This window comes from Pseudomonas ulcerans, assembly GCF_036324125.1.
Lineage (GTDB): Bacteria > Pseudomonadota > Gammaproteobacteria > Pseudomonadales > Pseudomonadaceae > Aquipseudomonas > Aquipseudomonas ulcerans.
The window spans coordinates 49326-65687 of the sequence record NZ_JAZDQN010000001.1 but is presented as its reverse complement, the minus strand read 5'-3'; the positions used below and the strand labels follow the sequence as shown (position 1 = coordinate 65687).

At 64.0% G+C, this 16362-nt stretch carries 16 protein-coding genes; all 16 read right to left on the bottom strand.

The genetic code is table 11. The annotated features are described in order from the left end of the window. Position 1: 1 nt before the first annotated feature. Positions 2-1360, bottom strand: coding sequence for a flagellar protein export ATPase FliI (gene fliI / locus V0R59_RS00300; RefSeq protein WP_330076890.1), 1359 nt, complete (start codon positions 1358-1360; stop codon positions 2-4). Then, a complete protein-coding gene (gene fliH / locus V0R59_RS00295; RefSeq protein ID WP_330076889.1) occupies positions 1350-2141 on the bottom strand; it encodes a flagellar assembly protein FliH in 792 nt (263 codons plus the stop codon). The genes fliI and fliH overlap by 11 nt, the downstream gene beginning before the upstream one ends. A 114-nt stretch (positions 2142-2255) precedes the next feature. Next, positions 2256-3275, bottom strand: a complete 1020-nt coding sequence (gene fliG / locus V0R59_RS00290) for a flagellar motor switch protein FliG (RefSeq protein ID WP_330076888.1) — start codon at positions 3273-3275, stop codon at positions 2256-2258. Continuing rightward, positions 3268-5049 (bottom strand): flagellar basal-body MS-ring/collar protein FliF, encoded by a 1782-nt coding sequence (gene fliF / locus V0R59_RS00285; RefSeq protein WP_330076887.1) that lies wholly within the window; start codon positions 5047-5049, stop codon positions 3268-3270. Before fliF ends, fliG begins: the two co-directional genes overlap by 8 nt. Before the next feature lie 15 nt (positions 5050-5064). Then, entirely contained in the window at positions 5065-5394 is a 330-nt protein-coding gene (fliE, locus tag V0R59_RS00280) for a flagellar hook-basal body complex protein FliE (RefSeq protein ID WP_042124620.1), read from the bottom strand. 117 nt (positions 5395-5511) lie between these two features. Continuing rightward, positions 5512-6903 carry a sigma-54-dependent transcriptional regulator gene (locus tag V0R59_RS00275; RefSeq protein ID WP_330076886.1) on the bottom strand — a complete coding sequence of 464 codons (1392 nt, stop codon included), beginning with the start codon at positions 6901-6903 and terminating at the stop codon, positions 5512-5514. Continuing rightward, on the bottom strand, positions 6900-8105 hold the full coding sequence (locus V0R59_RS00270) for a sensor histidine kinase (RefSeq protein WP_330076885.1): 1206 nt from the start codon (positions 8103-8105) through the stop codon (positions 6900-6902). Before V0R59_RS00270 ends, V0R59_RS00275 begins: the two co-directional genes overlap by 4 nt. 190 nt (positions 8106-8295) lie before the next feature. Beyond that, a complete protein-coding gene (locus V0R59_RS00265) occupies positions 8296-9771 on the bottom strand; it encodes a sigma-54 dependent transcriptional regulator (RefSeq protein WP_330076884.1) in 1476 nt (491 codons plus the stop codon). 169 nt (positions 9772-9940) lie between these two features. Further along, complete coding sequence (gene fliT / locus V0R59_RS00260; RefSeq protein ID WP_316918745.1) at positions 9941-10237, bottom strand: flagellar protein FliT; 297 nt, start codon at positions 10235-10237, stop codon at positions 9941-9943. A 24-nt stretch (positions 10238-10261) separates the two neighbouring features. Continuing rightward, on the bottom strand, positions 10262-10645 hold the full coding sequence (gene fliS, locus V0R59_RS00255) for a flagellar export chaperone FliS (RefSeq protein ID WP_330076883.1): 384 nt from the start codon (positions 10643-10645) through the stop codon (positions 10262-10264). Between the two features lie 130 nt (positions 10646-10775). After that, positions 10776-12188, bottom strand: a complete 1413-nt coding sequence (gene fliD, locus V0R59_RS00250; RefSeq protein WP_330076882.1) for a flagellar filament capping protein FliD — start codon at positions 12186-12188, stop codon at positions 10776-10778. Positions 12189-12269: 81 nt separating this feature from the next. Further along, positions 12270-12638 (bottom strand): flagellar protein FlaG, encoded by a 369-nt coding sequence (locus V0R59_RS00245; RefSeq protein ID WP_330076881.1) that lies wholly within the window; start codon positions 12636-12638, stop codon positions 12270-12272. Between the two features lie 67 nt (positions 12639-12705). Continuing rightward, positions 12706-13560 (bottom strand): flagellin domain-containing protein, encoded by an 855-nt coding sequence (locus tag V0R59_RS00240; protein ID WP_042124605.1) that lies wholly within the window; start codon positions 13558-13560, stop codon positions 12706-12708. 218 nt (positions 13561-13778) lie between these two features. Next, positions 13779-14039, bottom strand: coding sequence for a hypothetical protein (locus tag V0R59_RS00235; protein WP_330076880.1), 261 nt, complete (start codon positions 14037-14039; stop codon positions 13779-13781). Continuing rightward, positions 14036-15325, bottom strand: a complete 1290-nt coding sequence (locus V0R59_RS00230; RefSeq protein ID WP_330076879.1) for a motility associated factor glycosyltransferase family protein — start codon at positions 15323-15325, stop codon at positions 14036-14038. The genes V0R59_RS00235 and V0R59_RS00230 overlap by 4 nt, the downstream gene beginning before the upstream one ends. A 56-nt stretch (positions 15326-15381) precedes the next feature. After that, the gene (locus tag V0R59_RS00225) at positions 15382-16308 is read right to left on the bottom strand and encodes a ketoacyl-ACP synthase III (protein ID WP_330076878.1); all 927 of its coding nucleotides are present in this window, start codon (positions 16306-16308) and stop codon (positions 15382-15384) included. Positions 16309-16362 lie beyond the last annotated feature (54 nt).

The following is a 16362-nucleotide window of genomic DNA, read 5'->3' as shown; positions in this document are numbered from 1 at the left end:
ATCAGCCCGGCGCGAGGGGGGCGAAGACGCCCGCCAGTTGGTCGCGGCTCTGCTCCTGACCGACGTTCTCGTTCAACCCCTGGCGCAGGAAGCCGACCAGACGCGGCTGCAGGGCGATGGCCAGGTCGGTTTCCTTGTCGCCCCCGGCGACATAGGCGCCGACGCTGATCAGGTCGCGGCTCTGCGACAGGCGCGACCACAGCTGCTTGAATTGCTGGGCCTGGGTCATCTGCTCGGGAGTGACCACCTGCGGCATGACCCGGCTGATGGACGCCTCGATATCGATGGCCGGGTAATGCCCCTCCTCCGCCAGGCGCCGCGACAGCACGATATGGCCGTCGAGCACGCCCCGCGCCGAGTCGGCGATCGGATCCTGCTGGTCGTCGCCCTCGGAGAGCACGGTGTAGAACGCGGTAATCGAGCCGCCGCCGGCCTCGCCGTTACCGGCGCGCTCCACCAGCTTGGGCAGCTTGGCGAACACCGAAGGCGGATAACCCTTGGTCGCCGGCGGCTCGCCGATGGCCAGGGCGATTTCCCGCTGGGCCTGGGCGAAACGGGTCAGGGAGTCCATCAGCAACAGGACGTTCTTGCCCTTGTCGCGGAAATATTCGGCGATCCGCGTGCAGTACATCGCCGCCCGCAGACGCATCAGCGGCGCATCGTCCGCGGGCGAGGCAACCACCACCGAACGCTTGAGGCCCTCGGTGCCGAGGATGTGCTCGATGAATTCCTTCACCTCGCGACCCCGCTCGCCGATCAGCCCGACCACGATGATGTCGGCCTCGGTGAAGCGGGTCATCATCCCCAGCAGTACCGACTTGCCCACGCCGGTACCGGCGAACAGGCCGAGGCGCTGGCCGCGGCCGACGGTGAGCAGGCCGTTGATGCTGCGAATCCCCACGTCCAGCGGCTGGCTGATGGGGTCGCGGTTCAGCGGGTTGATGGTCGGGCCGTCCATCGGCACCCAGTCTTCCGCCTTCATCCCGCCCTTGCCGTCCAGCGCGCGGCCGGCGCCGTCCAGCACCCGGCCAAGCATGCTCATGCCCATGGGCAGGCGGCCGCTGTCATCCAGCGGCACCACCCGCGCCCCCGGGGCGATACCCGCGACGCTGCCGACCGGCATGAGGAACACCTTGCCGCCGGCGAAACCCATGACCTCGGCCTCGACCTCCACCGGATGGTAGCTGTCGTCGTTGATCACCTTGCAGCGGCTGCCAATGGCAGCGCGCAGGCCCTCGGCCTCCAGGGTCAGGCCGACCATGCGCAGCAGGCGGCCTTCCACCACCGGCTGGCTGGGCAGGCGCACGGCCTCGGCGTAGGTGCCGAGACGCTTGGCGAAACTGGTGCGATCAAGGCGCATCGCTGGTTTCCGCCTCTTCGACCGGCGCCGCTTGCTTGTCCTGCAGGTCGATGTGCAGGTCCGGCGCCGCCGGGTGCAGGCCCTGGTCGTGCAACTGGTCGAACAGCTGCTTCAGGGCCTTCTCGATACGGGTTTCCACGGTGGCGTCGATGCGGCTGTGGGCGGTCTCGATCCAGCAGCCACCAGGCTCCAGGCTGTCGTCTTCGAGCAGGCGCCAGCTTTCCTCATGGCGCTCGCGCAGAGCCTTGGCCAGGGCGAAGTCCTGGGGATTGACATGGATGCGGATGTTCTCGGCGCCCATGGGCAGCAGCTTCAAGGCTTCGCGCAGGACGTGGGTGATCTGGCTGGAGTCGGTCTTCAGCTCGCGACCGATCACTTCCCGGGCGATATGACTGACCAGGTGCACCAGTTGCTTCTCGATCTGCGCATCCTGCTCGGCGATCGGCTCCAGCAGGTGGCCCATCAGTTGTTCCAGGCTCTCCAGGCGCGCATTCAGGGCCACCTCGGCTTCCTGGCGGACCTTGAGCTGGGTGCTGTGGAAACCTTCGCGCTCGCCGGTGGCGAAGCCTTCGTTGTAGGCCTCCTGGCGGATGCTTTCGAGTTCTTCGAGGGTCAGCGGCTGGACTTCCTCCAGCGGGACTTCCTCGACGGTCTCCTCGGGCTCCGGCTCGGGCTCCGGCACGTGTTCGGGCTCGGGGTCGAAACTGGGCAGCGCCCAGCGGTCGAACCCCTCAAGGTCGCGGGCGCGGATCAGTTCACTCAAATGCTCGTTGGTCGACATGATTCCATGCGCTCAAAAGTCGGGTTGCAGATGATCGGGCCCAGGCTTTCCCGCACTGCGGGCTGCCTGGCAAAGCCTGGCGGGCACCGGTCCCGGAGGACCGGCGCCCAGCCATCAGATCATCTCTTCGGCACCTTTGCCGCCCAGCACGATCTCGCCGGCTTCGGCCATGCGGCGGGCGATGGTGAGGATTTCCTTCTGCGCGGTCTCCACGTCGCTGACGCGGACCGGGCCCTTGGCCTCCAGGTCGTCGCGCAACAGCTCGGAAGCACGCTTGGACATGTTCTTGAAGATCTTGTCCTTGACCTTCTCGTCGGCGCCCTTGAGGGACACCACCAGCACGTCGGAGGAGACTTCCCGCAGCAGCGCCTGGATGCCGCGGTCGTCCACGTCGGCCAGGTTGTTGAAGACGAACATGAGGTCTTCGATCTGCTCGGACAGGTCGCCGTCGATATCGCGGATCGCGTCCATGAGCTGGCCTTCGACCGAGCTGTCGAGGAAGTTCATGATGTCCGCGGCACGCTTGATGCCACCCAGGGTGGTACGGGCGGCGTTCGAATTGCCGGAGAACTGCTTCTCGAGGATCTGGTTGAGTTCCTTGAGTGCCGCCGGCTGCACGGTGTTCAACGAGGAAACGCGCAGGATGATGTCCAGGCGCACCTTGTGGTCGAAGTTGCCCAGCACCTCACCGGCCTGGTCGGGGTCGAGGTAGGCGACGACGATCGCCTGGATCTGCGGGTGTTCGTAGCGGATGACGTCGGCGACGGCACGCGGCTCCATCCACTTCAGGCTGTCCAGGCCACTGGTATTGCCGCCCAGGAGGATGCGGTCGATCAGGCCGTTGGCCTTGTCCTCGCCGAGGGCCTGGGTAAGCATCTTGCGGATGTAGCCGTCGGAACCGACGCCGAGGCTGGTCTGGTCGCCGACGATCTCGACGAACTCGCTCATGACCTGCTCGACCTGCTCGCGATGGATGTTACCCATCTGCGCCATGGCCACGCCCACCCGCTGGACCTCTTTCGGCCCCATGTGCCGCAGTACCTGCGCGGCGTCGGTCTCACCCAGCGACAGCAGCAGGATGGCTGCCTTGTCGACCCGGGTGAGCTTGGAAGTCATGGCTCGATTGTCACTCATCGGCGTTGATCCACTCTTTCACGACCTGGGCCACGCGACCCGGGTCTTCTGCCACCAGACTCTTGATAGCGTTGAGCTGGGCGTCGTAGCCCTCGCTCGGACTAGGCAAGAGGATGCTTTGCGGACCACCCAGGCTGACGCGGTCGTTGGCCAGTTCGCCATCCAGACCGATCATGCCGCCCAGTTCCATGTCGCTGTCGTTGCCCGACTGCTTGCCGCCGCCGGTGATGTTGTTGAGCACCGGACGCAGGACACCGAACACCAGCACGAGGATGAACAGCACGCCGAGCACCTGCTTGACGATGTCCCAGAACCATGGCTGCGAGTAGAACGGGATCTCGGCGATGGTCTCGCCACGATCGGCGGCGAACGGCACGTTGATCACGCTGACGCTGTCGCCACGACTGGCATCGAAGCCCACCGCGTCCTGCACCAGGCGGGTGAAGCGCGACAGGTCCTCGGCACTCCACGGCACAGTGGTGGTGTTGCCATTGGCCGGGTCGATCTTGACCTGGTCGTCCACCACCACGGCCACCGACAGGCGGGTCAGGCGACCCTGCTGCTGGCGGGTGTGGCTGATTGAGCGGTCGAGTTCGAAGTTCTTGGTCGATTGCTGGCGCTTGTCGGTCGGATACGGCGCCAGCATCGGCTGGCCGGTGGCCGGATCCATGACCTGCTGGCCGTTGGCGTCGAGCAGCGGCTGGCCAGGCTGGATCGCCGCAGCCGCGCCAGCGGCACCGCCACCGGTGGTCTGCGGTGCCGTGGCCGGGCCAGGTGGCTGGTTGCTCAGTGCGCCGGGCACGCCTTGCGGGCCGGAGCTGCTGGAGCGTTGTTCATTGACCGACTGCTCGCTGCGCAGCGCCGGCTGGTCCGGGTTGAACTGTTCGGCGGTGGATTCGACCGCGCTGAAATCGACGTCGGCGGACACCTCGGCCTTGTAGCGGTCGTTGCCCAGCACCGGCTGCAGGATGTTGTGAACCCGCTGGGTCATCAGGCCTTCCATGCGCCGGGTGTAGTCGAACTGCTTGCCGGCGACGGTGAGCTCGGTGTTTTCCAGCTGGCTGGAAAGCAGGTTGCCCTTCTGGTCGACCACGGTGACCTGGGACTTGTCCAGTTCCGGAACGCTGGTGGCGACCAGGTTGACGATGGCCATGACCTGGCCGGCCTCCAGGGAGCGGCCCGGGTACAGCTCGACCAGCACCGAAGCGCTCGGCTTGCGCTCGTCGCGAACGAACACGGAGCTTTTCGGGATCGCCAGGTGCACGCGGGCGGCCTTGACGTTGCTCAGGGCGGAAATGGTCCGCGCCAGCTCGCCTTCCAGCCCGCGACGGTAACGGGTGGCTTCCATGAACTGGCTGGTGCCGAGGCCTTGTTCCTTGTCGAGGATCTCGAAGCCGACGTTGCCGTCGCTCGGCGCCACGCCGGCAGCGGCGAGTTTCAGGCGCGCACGGGAGACGTCCTCGGCCTTGACCAGCAATGCACCGGAATTGGGCTCGACGTTGTAGGGGATGTCTGCGGCGGCCAGGGTTTCCATGACCTGCTTGGTGTCCATGCCGCTGAGGCTGCCGTACAGCGGACGGTAGTCCGGCTGCTGCGACCAGAGGACCACGGCGAAACCGATGGCCACGCTGGCAGCGAGGCCGACCAGCAGGCCGATCTGCCGCAGCATGGGCATCTGCGAGAGGTTTTCCAGGAACGACATGCCGAACAGCGGCGGTTTTGGCGCTGGCGGGCTGCCCTTGGCGGGCACGTTATCGACGACTGCATCGGCCATGAATCAAATCCCGCCTTAAACCGGCATCTGCATGATGTCTTGATACGACTGGACCAGCTTGTTGCGCACCTGGGTCAGGGCCTGGAACGACACGCTAGCCTTCTGCGAGGCGATCATCACGTCGGTCAGGTCGACGCCGCTCTTGCCGATCTCGAAGGCATTGGCCAGCTGCGAGGAAGCCTGCTGGGTGTCGTTGACCTTGTTGATGGCCTGACCCAGCATGTCGGCGAAACTGCTCTGCCCCAGCTCGGCAGGCGATTGCACGGCCTTCGGCGCCGACATGGCTTCCGCCTGCATGGCGCGCATGTCCAGCATCAACCGATTGAATTCAACACCTTGGCTCATGAACTTCTCTCTCCGACGGCCCGCAGATTTTTGACACTCACGCAGCGGATGAACAGGACTTAGCAACAAGAGTGCCAGCTAGGCCCGACGATTCTGTAAAACGATGACCATCCATCCTCAAGGCCCCGTGGCGTAAAGGCTGGCCTCGACATCCATGCCGGCATCGCGCATTTGCGCCAGCTTGTAGCGCAGGGTCCGCGGACTGATGCCCAGGCGCTCGGCAGCCTCCTTGCGACGACCGCGCTCGGCGCGAAGGGTGTCGATGATCATCTGGAATTCATGCCGGCGCAAGTCGTCGCCCAACCCGCCCGCCTCCTGGGTTTCAACCACCGCCTGCGTCGCTGCGGCCTTGACCGACTGCGGCGCCAGCACCGGCAGCACGCCGGCCAGGCAGAAGTCCGCTGCGGCGATCACTCCGCCCTGCTGCAGGATCAGTGCACGCTGGATCGCATTGTCCAGTTCACGCACGTTGCCCGGCCATGGATAGCCTTGCAGGCAGGCCTTGGCCTCGTCGGAGAGCCTAACCGGCGCGTGCTTCATTTTATTGACGTGGCGCAATAACAGACGCTCGGCCAATGGCAGAATATCGGCGCTCCGTTCTCTCAGTGGCCGCCAGGCCAGCGGAAACACCGACAGACGATAGAACAGGTCTTCGCGGAAGCGCCCCGCCGCCACTTCGCCGGCCAGATCGCGGTTGGTGGTGGCGACCACGCGGATATCCAGGGGAATCGGCTTGCGCCCGCCGACCCGCTCCACTTCCCGCTCCTGCAGCACCCGCAGCAGCTTGGCCTGCAGGCCGAGGGGCATTTCGGAAATCTCGTCCAGCAGCAGCGTGCCGCCGTCGGCCTGCTCGAACTTGCCCGCCTGCGCCGCAATGGCCCCGGTGAAAGAACCCTTTTCATGACCGAACAGGGTGGCTTCGAGCATGTTGTCGGGGATCGCGGCGCAGTTGATGGCCACGAACGCCTCGCTGGCCCGCAGCGATTGCTGGTGGATGTAGCGCGCCAGCACTTCCTTGCCGGTCCCCGACTCGCCGGAAATCAGCACGGTGGAATCGCTGCGCGCGACCCGCGCAGCCAGCTCCAGCAGCTGTGCGCTGGCCGGCTCGCAGGCCACTGGGCCTTCGGCATCGGCGCCACTGGCGGCGCCCAGGGCATGGCGGGCAACCAGGTCGAGCAACGCCCTGGGCTCGAACGGCTTGACCAGATAGTCCGCCGCGCCTTGACGGATGGCGTCCACCGCCCGCTCCACCGCCGCATGGGCGGTCATCAGCAGCACCGGCAGTTGCGGTTGCACCGCACGCAGGCGGGCCAGCAACTGGTGCCCGTCCATGCCTGGCATGTTGACGTCGCTGACCACCAGGCTGAACGCCTCGGCCGCGACCCTCTCCAGCGCCTCTTCCGCAGAGCCGGCGGCGCGATAGGTGAAACCGCCCAGCTCCAGGGTGTCACCCAGGGCCTGGCGCAGGGAGCGGTCATCCTCGACCAGCAGGACCTTGATCGTGCTCATGGCGAAACCTCCGCCGTCATGCCGATCAACGGCAGGGTGACGATGGCACAGGTGCCGCGACCCCGGCGCGAACGCAGGTGCAACTCGCCCTGGTGCGCGCGGGCAACTGCCGTCACCACCGCCAGGCCTAGACCGGTGCCGGTAGCCTTGGTGGTCAGGAAGGGTTCGCCCAGGCGCTGCAGCAGCGCGGCGTCGATTCCTGCCCCCGCGTCACTGACGCATAGCCGCAGCGTGTCACCGCGGCGATACAGATGAATCTTCAGGCGCGCGCGATCGCCGCTGGCCTGCAGGGCGTTCTCGATCAGGTTGAGCAATGCACCGACCAGGGTGTCGCGGTTGCACAGCAGTTCACCGAGGTGACTGTCGCACTGCCAGCGCACGCTGTGGCCATGGACCTGGGTCTGCGCCGCTTGTTGCAGGGCCTGGAACAGCGCCTTCGGGGTCAAGCGGTCGGTCAGTGGCAGCTCGCCACGGGCGAACACCAGCATGTCGCGAACCTGGTGTTCAAGCTCGTGCAGGCGCTCCTTGAGGTTGCCGGCGAAACGCTGGCGGGTGTCCAGCGGCAGGTCCTGCTCGGCCAGGTGGCTGGCGTAGAGCAAGGCCGCAGACAGCGGCGTACGGATCTGATGAGCCAGCGAGGCGACCATGCGCCCCAGGGTGGAAAGCCGTTCGTGACGGGCCAGTTGGTCCTGCAGGTGACGGGTTTCGGTCAGGTCGTTGAGCAGCACCAACTGGCCCGGCTCGGCATCCAGCGAACGGGTGGAGATGGACAGGCGACGACCGTCACGCAGGGAAATTTCATGACCGTCGTCTTCCCGCGGGGCAAAGCTGCGGGTAATCACCTGGCGCCACAACTCCCCCACCAGCGGCTCGCCGAGCAGCTCGCCGGCCGCCGGGTTGGCCTCGCGCACCAGGCCGTGGCCATCGATGACGATCACTCCACCGGGCAGCAGGTCCAGCAGGTTCTGCAGGCGATTGGCCAGGCGCTCCTTTTCCGCCAGCTCGGCCATGCGCTGGGCACTGACCACCTCCAGCTCGCCCTTGAGCTCGGTAACCCGCGCTTCGAGCAGGTTGTAGGACTGACTGAGCTGGGTCGACATCTGGTCGAACAGGGCGAACGCCTGCTCCAGGCCTACGCGGCTCTGCTGCTCGGCGACATCCGCGCGTTGCGGCTCAGGGGAAGTGGTGGCGGCGTGGGGCATCGTGCTCTCTCGCATGGCTTACCGTCATAAAACGGCATCTTGTCAGCGATGTAGCAATAGCCATGCCGGAAACTTTTCGCTCATTCGGGAGGGGGCCGCGGTGAACTGCAAAAGCCCGTGGACACGGGCCTTTACCACACACTACGAAAGGTTTTGTGACAGCGACGCAGGCGAGCGCGAAGAACAGGCGTCAATCATCCGCCTGTTCGTCACCTTCACGACGGCTCATGCCGTACTTGCGCATCTTTTCCACCAGGGTGGTACGGCGGATCCGCAGGCGCTCCGCAGCGCGGGCGACGATACCGTTGGCATCGTCCAGCGCCTGCTGGATCAGGCCCTGCTCCAGACTGCCGAGGTAATCCTTCAGGTCCAGGCCTTCCGGCGGCAGCATGGCGCTGGCCGGGAAGCTCGGCGCATGGCCGTTGATCGCGACGCGCTCTTCGAGGTCGGTGCGCAGGCTGTCCACCAGTTGCTCGTCCTCGTCGTCCACGTAGCGGAACTTCTTCGGCAGCTCGGCCACGCCGATCACGCCATAGGGATGCATGATCGCCATGCGCTCCACCAGGTTGGCCAGTTCGCGGACGTTGCCCGGCCAGCCGTGACGGCACAGGGACATGATCGCCGCCGAGTTGAAGCGGATCGAGCCGCGCTTCTCGTGCTCCATGCGCGAGATCAGCTCGTTCATCAGCAGCGGGATGTCTTCCACGCGCTCGCGCAGCGGGGCCATCTCGATGGGGAAGACGTTGAGGCGGTAGTACAGGTCTTCGCGGAACGAACCCACCTCGATCATGCTTTCGAGGTTCTTGTGGGTCGCAGCGATGATGCGCACGTCAATGCTTTGGGTCTTGTTGCTGCCGACCCGCTCGAAAGTACGCTCCTGCAGCACGCGCAGCAGTTTGACCTGCATCGGCAACGGCATGTCGCCGATCTCGTCGAGGAACAGCGTGCCGCCGTTGGCCAGCTCGAAACGCCCGGCGCGGCTGGTGATGGCCCCGGTGAAGGCGCCCTTCTCGTGACCGAACAGCTCGCTTTCCAGCAACTCGGCAGGAATCGCCCCGCAGTTGACTGGTACGAACGGCGCTTCACGGCGCTTGGAGTGATAGTGCAGGTTGCGCGCGACCACTTCCTTGCCTGTCCCGGACTCGCCGAGGATCAGCACGCTGGCGTCGGTATCGGCGACCTGCTGCATCATCTGCCGTACATGCTGGATCGCGCGGCTGGTGCCGACCAGGCTGCGGAACAGGTTCGGCTCGCGCTGCCGGCCGCGCTCGCGGGCCTGGTCGTACATCTCGCGATAGACCTGGGCACGGTGCAGCGAATCCAGCAACTTGCTGTAGCTCGGCGGCATTTCAAGGTTGGAGAGCACGCGACGGCGCAGCTCTTCAGGAAGTTCGAGCGAAGAAAATTCGCCCAGAAGCAGAACGGGAAGGAACTCATCCCAGGCAGCGACTGTCTTAAGCAAGCCCAGTACACCGGCTGGCGCATTCACCTCACCGATGAGGACACAGAGCACTTCGCGACTGGACGACAACGACTCGACCACCTGCTCCCAGTCATGGCTGGAGCACGGCAGATTTTCTTCCCCAAGAAAATTCAACACCACCGCCAGGTCACGGCGGCGAGCACTATCGTCATCGATCAGGAGAATTTTGGTTTCACGCCACATGCAATAGCAACTTCCCTAGTCAACTCGAGGCCCTTCGAAGGGCATGCTCGACATCATTCCGACTGAACGGTCAGTGTTCCGACGTCTGAAATTAGAAAACAGCCACTAGTTAAGTCAAAAAACCCTTCACAGTCAAATTTATGGCGCGCGACTGATTTTCGATCCACCTTCAGCGGTACAGATGGTATACCTTTGTCGCCTGTTGCGCCTGCTTGATCTTTGACATCTCGTCGGCAATTGCCTGACGCTCTTCCGTTGCCACGTCGATCAGCTGACGGTAGACCCCGAGCAGGTCCTGAAGGTTGTCCCGCAGCGCTTCCTCGTCGACCACTTCCGCGCTCATCACCTCGTCCATGCAGGCACGGCAAGCCTGGTCCAGCTCACCCACCGCTTCCCAGTCGCGCTTGGCCAGTGCACCGACCAGCGCCTCCCGGGTTTCCTCGATTCGCTTGAGCACAGCACTCATCACGATACCCTCTATCGCAACTGGTTATTGTGGCGCGACCGCGTCCCAACCTTCCTTGACCGTGGTCAACAGCTCCGTCACTTCGTCGAGCGCGGCGATGTCGTTCTTCAGGTTGGCGTCGGTCAGGCGACGGGTCATGTACAGGTAGAGGTTGTCCAGGCGCTCCAGTTCCGCCGTCATGTTGTCGCGGTCCAGGCCCTCGCGAAGGCCGCCGACGATGCCGATCGCCTTGCCGATGGCGATGCCCTTGCCGGCGATGTCCTTGCGCTCCAGGGAGCCCTTGGCCTGGGCGATACGGTCCAGGCCGCCTTCCATCAGCATCTGCACCAGGCGGTGCGGGCTGGCTTCGGACGTCTGCGCCTGTGCACTGATTTTCTGATACTGCCGAAGGGCCAACATCGGATTCATTGCGTGTACCTCACCAAAAACGTTGTCTCTATGACCGGGCTATCGGCGCCGCGTCAAAAAACTTTAGGGAAAATGCAAAAAGCCCGACATGCTGGAATGGCACTGCCGGGCTTTTGGCGTTACGCGCGGATCAGGAGTTTTTCTGCTGAGCCGACATCGCATCGAAGATCGACGTGATGTTGTCACGCTGGGCATTGAGCTTGCCGACCAGGGTATCCATGGTGTTGTACTTCTTGGTCAGCGAGGTGGTCATCGCGGTGATCCGCGCATCCAGGCTCGACTGCTGCATGGTCAGGTTCTTCTTGGCGCTTTCGAGGATCTTCGAGCGATCCGCCAGCAGGCCATCGGTAGCCGTGTAGGGCTCCAGCGCCTTGGTCATGCGATTGGCGAGGCCGTCGTCACCCGAGAACATCTTCTGGATCTCGCCACCCAGCTTCTGGGTATCGATGGCGGCGGTGAACTTGGTGCTGTCCAGCTCCAGCAGGCCGGTGCTCTGCACGGTGTTGATACCGAGCTGCGACAACACCTTCAGGGTGCCGTTGCCATTGGCATTGGGAACCACCAGCTCGTTGCGCAGCGCCGAGAGCATGCCGCGAACCATGGAATCACCGGCCAGCGCGGGGGCGGTACCCATGGTGCCATCAGCGTTCTTCGGCGTCTGGCTGAAGCTGTTGATGGTGGTCACCAGGGCGTTGTAGGCGTCGACGAAGCTCTGTACCGATTTCTTCAGGCCGTCGTTGTTGGTACCTACAGTGATGTTGGTTCCCGTCGAGGCGGTTTTCGCAACCAGCTCGAACGTCAGGCCGCTGACGGCGTTCTCGACCTTGTTGGACTTGCTGGTCAGGGGCATGCCATCGACGGTGAACGAGGCATCCTTGGCGATCTCGGTAATGAAACCGGCGCCCGCACCCGTCATCTTGGTCGTGCCGGTGATCTCCAGTTCGGTGATGCCACTCACGGAAATGTCCGAACCAGCACCGGTGTTGGTGGAGGTCAGGACCAGGCGCGAGCCGGTACCGTCGTTGATGATGTTCGCGGTGATGCCCTTGGAGGTCAGCGAAGCGTTGATCGAGTCGCGTACCGTCTGCAAGGTGGCGCCGGCGCCGATCTCGACCTTGAGCTCTTCACCGTTGGTGCCCTGCTTGATTACCAGGGTGCCCTCGCTGATCGCCGCGCTGCTGTCGGCAAAGCGCTGGCTCGCAACCTTGGATGCCGTGGCCAGGTCGTTGACGACCACGTTGTAGCTGCCGTTCACCGCGTTCGCGCCCGCAGTCGCCTTGACGGTCTTGTCGTCGGCGGTGGTCGCCGAGTAGGCGATGAACTGTGGCGTGGTGGAGCTGCCGAGTTTTTCCAGCGCGGTCTTGTAGGTGGCCAGCGCACTCTTCAGGCTGCCGATGGCGGAAATCGAGGCCGTGTTGGCCTTGGTCTGCCGGTCGATCTGGTTCTGCTTGGGCGTTTTTTCGGCGTCAACCAGGGCTTTGACGATCGCAGTGGTATCCAGACCACTGCCAAGGCCGAGGGCCGGTAGAATTGGACTTGCCATTGTTCTCTCCTTTTTGGTTCACGCCAAACGCTTGACCATCACTGGCCAGGAACCAGGGACCTATCAAATTTCGTACCGCTTTCAGACTTTCTCGTCGAAAAGCAGGCTGTTGACGTCTTGCAGGCTCTTGGCCAGCTCCAGGGCGGTCTCGGACGGAATCTGCCGGATAACCTCGCCACTGTCACGGGCAACCACCTTTACGACGGTCGTTCCGGTGGACTCGTCCACCGAGAATTCCAGGTTGCGCTGCAACGACTGGACATAATCCTGAAGGCCCTTCACCGCTTCACGCAAGTCGGTGTCGGTCTGTTTCTTTTCGTTGTCCACAGCCGCAAGGCTCGGCTTGCCGTGGACCTTTTCGGACGCACCCTGTTCAGCAGGCTTGTCCTGCTGGGCCGCAACTGCCGCCGGAGCCGGGTAAGACGCGTTCAACCTGACGCTCATGTCCATCGCCCATCACCTCCAAAGTAAAAAGCGAGGGAATGCTCGCGCACCCCCTCGCTCTTCATCGTAGCTATTACTGAAGCAGTTTCAGTACAGCGGATGGCAGTTGGTTGGCCTGGGCCAGAACTGCGGTGGACGCTTGCTGCAGAGTTTGCTGCTTGGTCAGCTGAGCGGTTTCTGCGGCGAAGTCGGTGTCCTGAACACGACCCAGAGCGGAAGCCGAGTTCTCGTTCATGCTCTGCAGGTTGTTGATGGTGGACTGGAAGCGGTTCTGGATGGCACCCAGCTCCGATTTCTTGTCGTCAACTTTCTGCAGTGCGGCGTCGATCGCGGTGATTGCGCCGTCGACAGCGGTGTGAACTGCGGAGTCCGAAGTACCGGAGATCGCCAGGGCGCCGGTACCAACAGCCAGGGCGGTAGCCGCGAAGCTGGAGGTCATCGAAACGCTCAGGATCTGGCTGGTACCGGTCATCGCACCGACCTGGAACTCCATGGTGCCAGCGGAACCGTTCAGCAGTTGCTTGCTGGTGCCGTAGGTGGTGGAGGTGGCGATACGGGTGATTTCGTCGGACTTGGCCGCGAATTCCTTGTTCAGAGCAGCACGTTCAGTGGTGCCGTTCGAGTCGTTACGTGCTTGCAGAGCCAGCTCACGCATACGCTGCAGGATGTTGGTGATTTCCGACAGAGCGCCTTCAGCGGTCTGGGTGATCGAGTTACCGTCGTTGGCGTTCTTGATGGCAACGGTGGTACCGGTAACCATGGTCTGCAGCTTGTTGGCGATCTGCTGGCCAGCGGCGTCGTCTTTGGCGCTGTTGATACGCAGGCCGGACGACAGACGGGTCATCGAGTTGCTCAGCGCGTCGGAAGCTTTGTTCAGGTTCTTCTGCACGCCCAGCGAAGTGGTGTTGGTGTTTACGGTTAAAGCCATGACGAATTCCTCGTTGGATGGATACTGCGGCTTCCGGCCCTGGCAACCGCCGGGTGTGGCCTAGAGAACCTTCGTAATGTTTATCGCCGGGTTCGGGGATTGCTTTAGGGGTTTTTCAAAAAAAAATGCCATCACGCGGCCACCCCTTGTAAATCAGGTACTTGCCAGGAGCGGCAGGAAACGCAAACGGTCAGCGCGTTGTGATGGCCATCACAGTTTCAGGCTGAAGCTGCCTGCTCGATCAGATTCAACAGCTCGTATTCCAGGCTGTCCGCCAGGGCGATCCAGTCCTGGCGCTGCTGGGCCGCCAGCAAATCGCCGAACAGCGCGGCAAACTGCCCCTGCACCGCTTGCGGTGCCTGGCCGAACAGGCCTGGGGCTGCCTCGAACAGCTCGACCATGGCCACGCCCGCCTCCACATCACGCCCGAGACGGAACAGGCCGGCGCAGCGGCGGACATTTTCCTGGAACGCGGTCATGCGCAGAACTCCGGATCGAAACGGCTACCGGCGATAAGGGCGCCGGCACGGCTGGTATTGAAGAACTCGACCTGAGGATGGCGGGCGATGAAGCGCTCCAGTTCGATCAGGTAACCGCGGAAATTCAACTGGGTCGGCACCCGCTGGCCATGGCCGTCGAGTACCCAGTGGCGCGCTGCGGAAAACTGCGGACCGAGCACGCCATCGTCCCAGCCCGTATGGGTACGGTTGCCGGGGAAGGCAAAGTCGGCGCCAAACAGGGTGACGCGGCGCATGCCCATCTTCACCGCCAGGTCCGCCGCCGGGTGGATGACACTGCCGCCGACGAACAGATGGCCGCGCGGAATCGTCTCGCGCACCGGCGCGTACAGGGCGCTGTCGGAATAGGCGGCATAGCGCGGACCGCGCCAGCCGGCGACGGTATCGACATCGAGCATGGGCATGTAGACCAGCGCGGTGTCCGCCGAGGCCTCGGGCGGCAGGTGGTGCAGGCGGATCTTGTGGTCGACGCTGACCACGATGTCCGGGGTGATGCCCGCCCCCAGCAGCGGCTTGTAGGCGGTATCGACGGCAATGAACAGGGGACGTTGCGCCTGTTCTCGGACGCGCTTGAGGGCCGGCAGGTGCGCTTGCAGGCTCGGCCCGGTGGCGATCACGAAGGCCTCCTGCCCTGCCCGGCTGCCGAACAGCTGCGCCACGTCATGGTCGGCACGCAGCAGTGGCAGGCTCTTGTCGAGCAACTCGACCAGGTGCGGGTCGGCCGCGTCAAAGGTGGTGTTGTTGAAGGTCAGGTGGGTTTCGCTGATCAGGCGGTCGCGGATCTTCGCGTTGAAGTCATCGGCCAGGACCAGCTCCGCCGGCAGGGCGAAATACGGCAGGGCAATTTCCGCAGCATCGCCAGCATAGGCGAGTTCGACCCGCGGATCGCTCAGCCACGGGCTCTGGTCGAGCAGGTGCAGGACCAGGGCGAACAGCGCACCGTTGAGGACATGGACATGCAAGCGTTGCAGCCCGGGGCGCTGCAGCAGCGCGTCCTGGAGATCACCGAGCCCGGTGCCGTAGAGGTGCAGCACCGCGACATCGGGCAGGCTGGCGGCCTGGAAGCGCGCTTCGGCGAGGCGATCATGGCGACTGCTGAGCTGGATACCATCGACGCTGAGGGTAGACCCCAGCCCCTCGACCAGCTGCGCATTGACGGCCGCGCTGTCCTCACCCGCGATGCGAGCAGACAACGCCGGCCAGCGAGCCTGGAGGATCTGGGCGTTGCGCTGGAAAAACTCGCTCATCAGTGAGCATCCCTTGCCTGCGAAACGCCCGAGATTACCTCGGGAAAGGTTTCAGGTCACGGACGATGAAGGATCGCCGAGCCCCACGACAACCCGACGCCGAAGCCACTGACCGCGACCCGCTTCCAGGTGGCGTCCATCGCGTGCTTTTCCAGCAGCAGCGGAATGCTCGACGACACGGTGTTGCCGGTTTCGACCATGTCCTTGACGAACTTCTCCGGTTTGTCTTCGAAGCGTCGCGCCACGGCATCGACGATGGCCGCACTGCCCTGGTGGATGCAGAAGGCATCGATGTCGTCGGCGGACAACTGCGACTGCTCCAGCAGCTCGTGCAGGTGCGCCGGCACCTTGAGCAGGGCGAAGTTGAAGACCTGGCGGCCGTTCATGAAGAACACGCCATCGGTCACCTTCAGGTGCGCAGCGCCGGAACCGTCGGTGCCGAACGCCGACTTGCCCAGGGCCCAGACCGGGTCTTCGCCCATCCAGGTGGCGGTGGCGGCGTCGCCGAAGAGCATGGTGGTGTTGCGGTCTTCCGGATCGACGATCTTCGAGTACGGGTCGGCGGTGATCAGCAGACCGTTCTTCAGGCCGGTGGCTTCCATGAAGCCCTTCAGCGCGTAGATGCCGTAGACGTAGCCAGAGCAACCCAGGGAGATGTCGAAGGCGGCGACGTGGGTCGGCAGGCCGAGCTTGTCCTGGACGATCGCGGCGGTGTGCGGCAGGCCTTCGGCATCACCGTTCTGGGTGACCACGATCACCGCGTCGATGGCGTCGCGCGACAGCGCAGGGTTGGCGGCGAACAGCGCGTTGGCCGCTTCGACGCACAGGTCGGAGGTTTCCTGCTCGTCGGCCTTGCGTGGCAGGAAGGCCGAGCCGATCTTGCCGAGGATGAAGTCTTCGTCCTTGCCGAACTTGGCGCCTTGTGCGTAGTTGTCCACGCCTGCGGCGGGCACGTAGCTGGCAATGCTTTTGATGCCAATCATCATGGCTTCCCGATAGAAAAGGGCTGAATATCACCGCTCGCATGATTCGAGGGG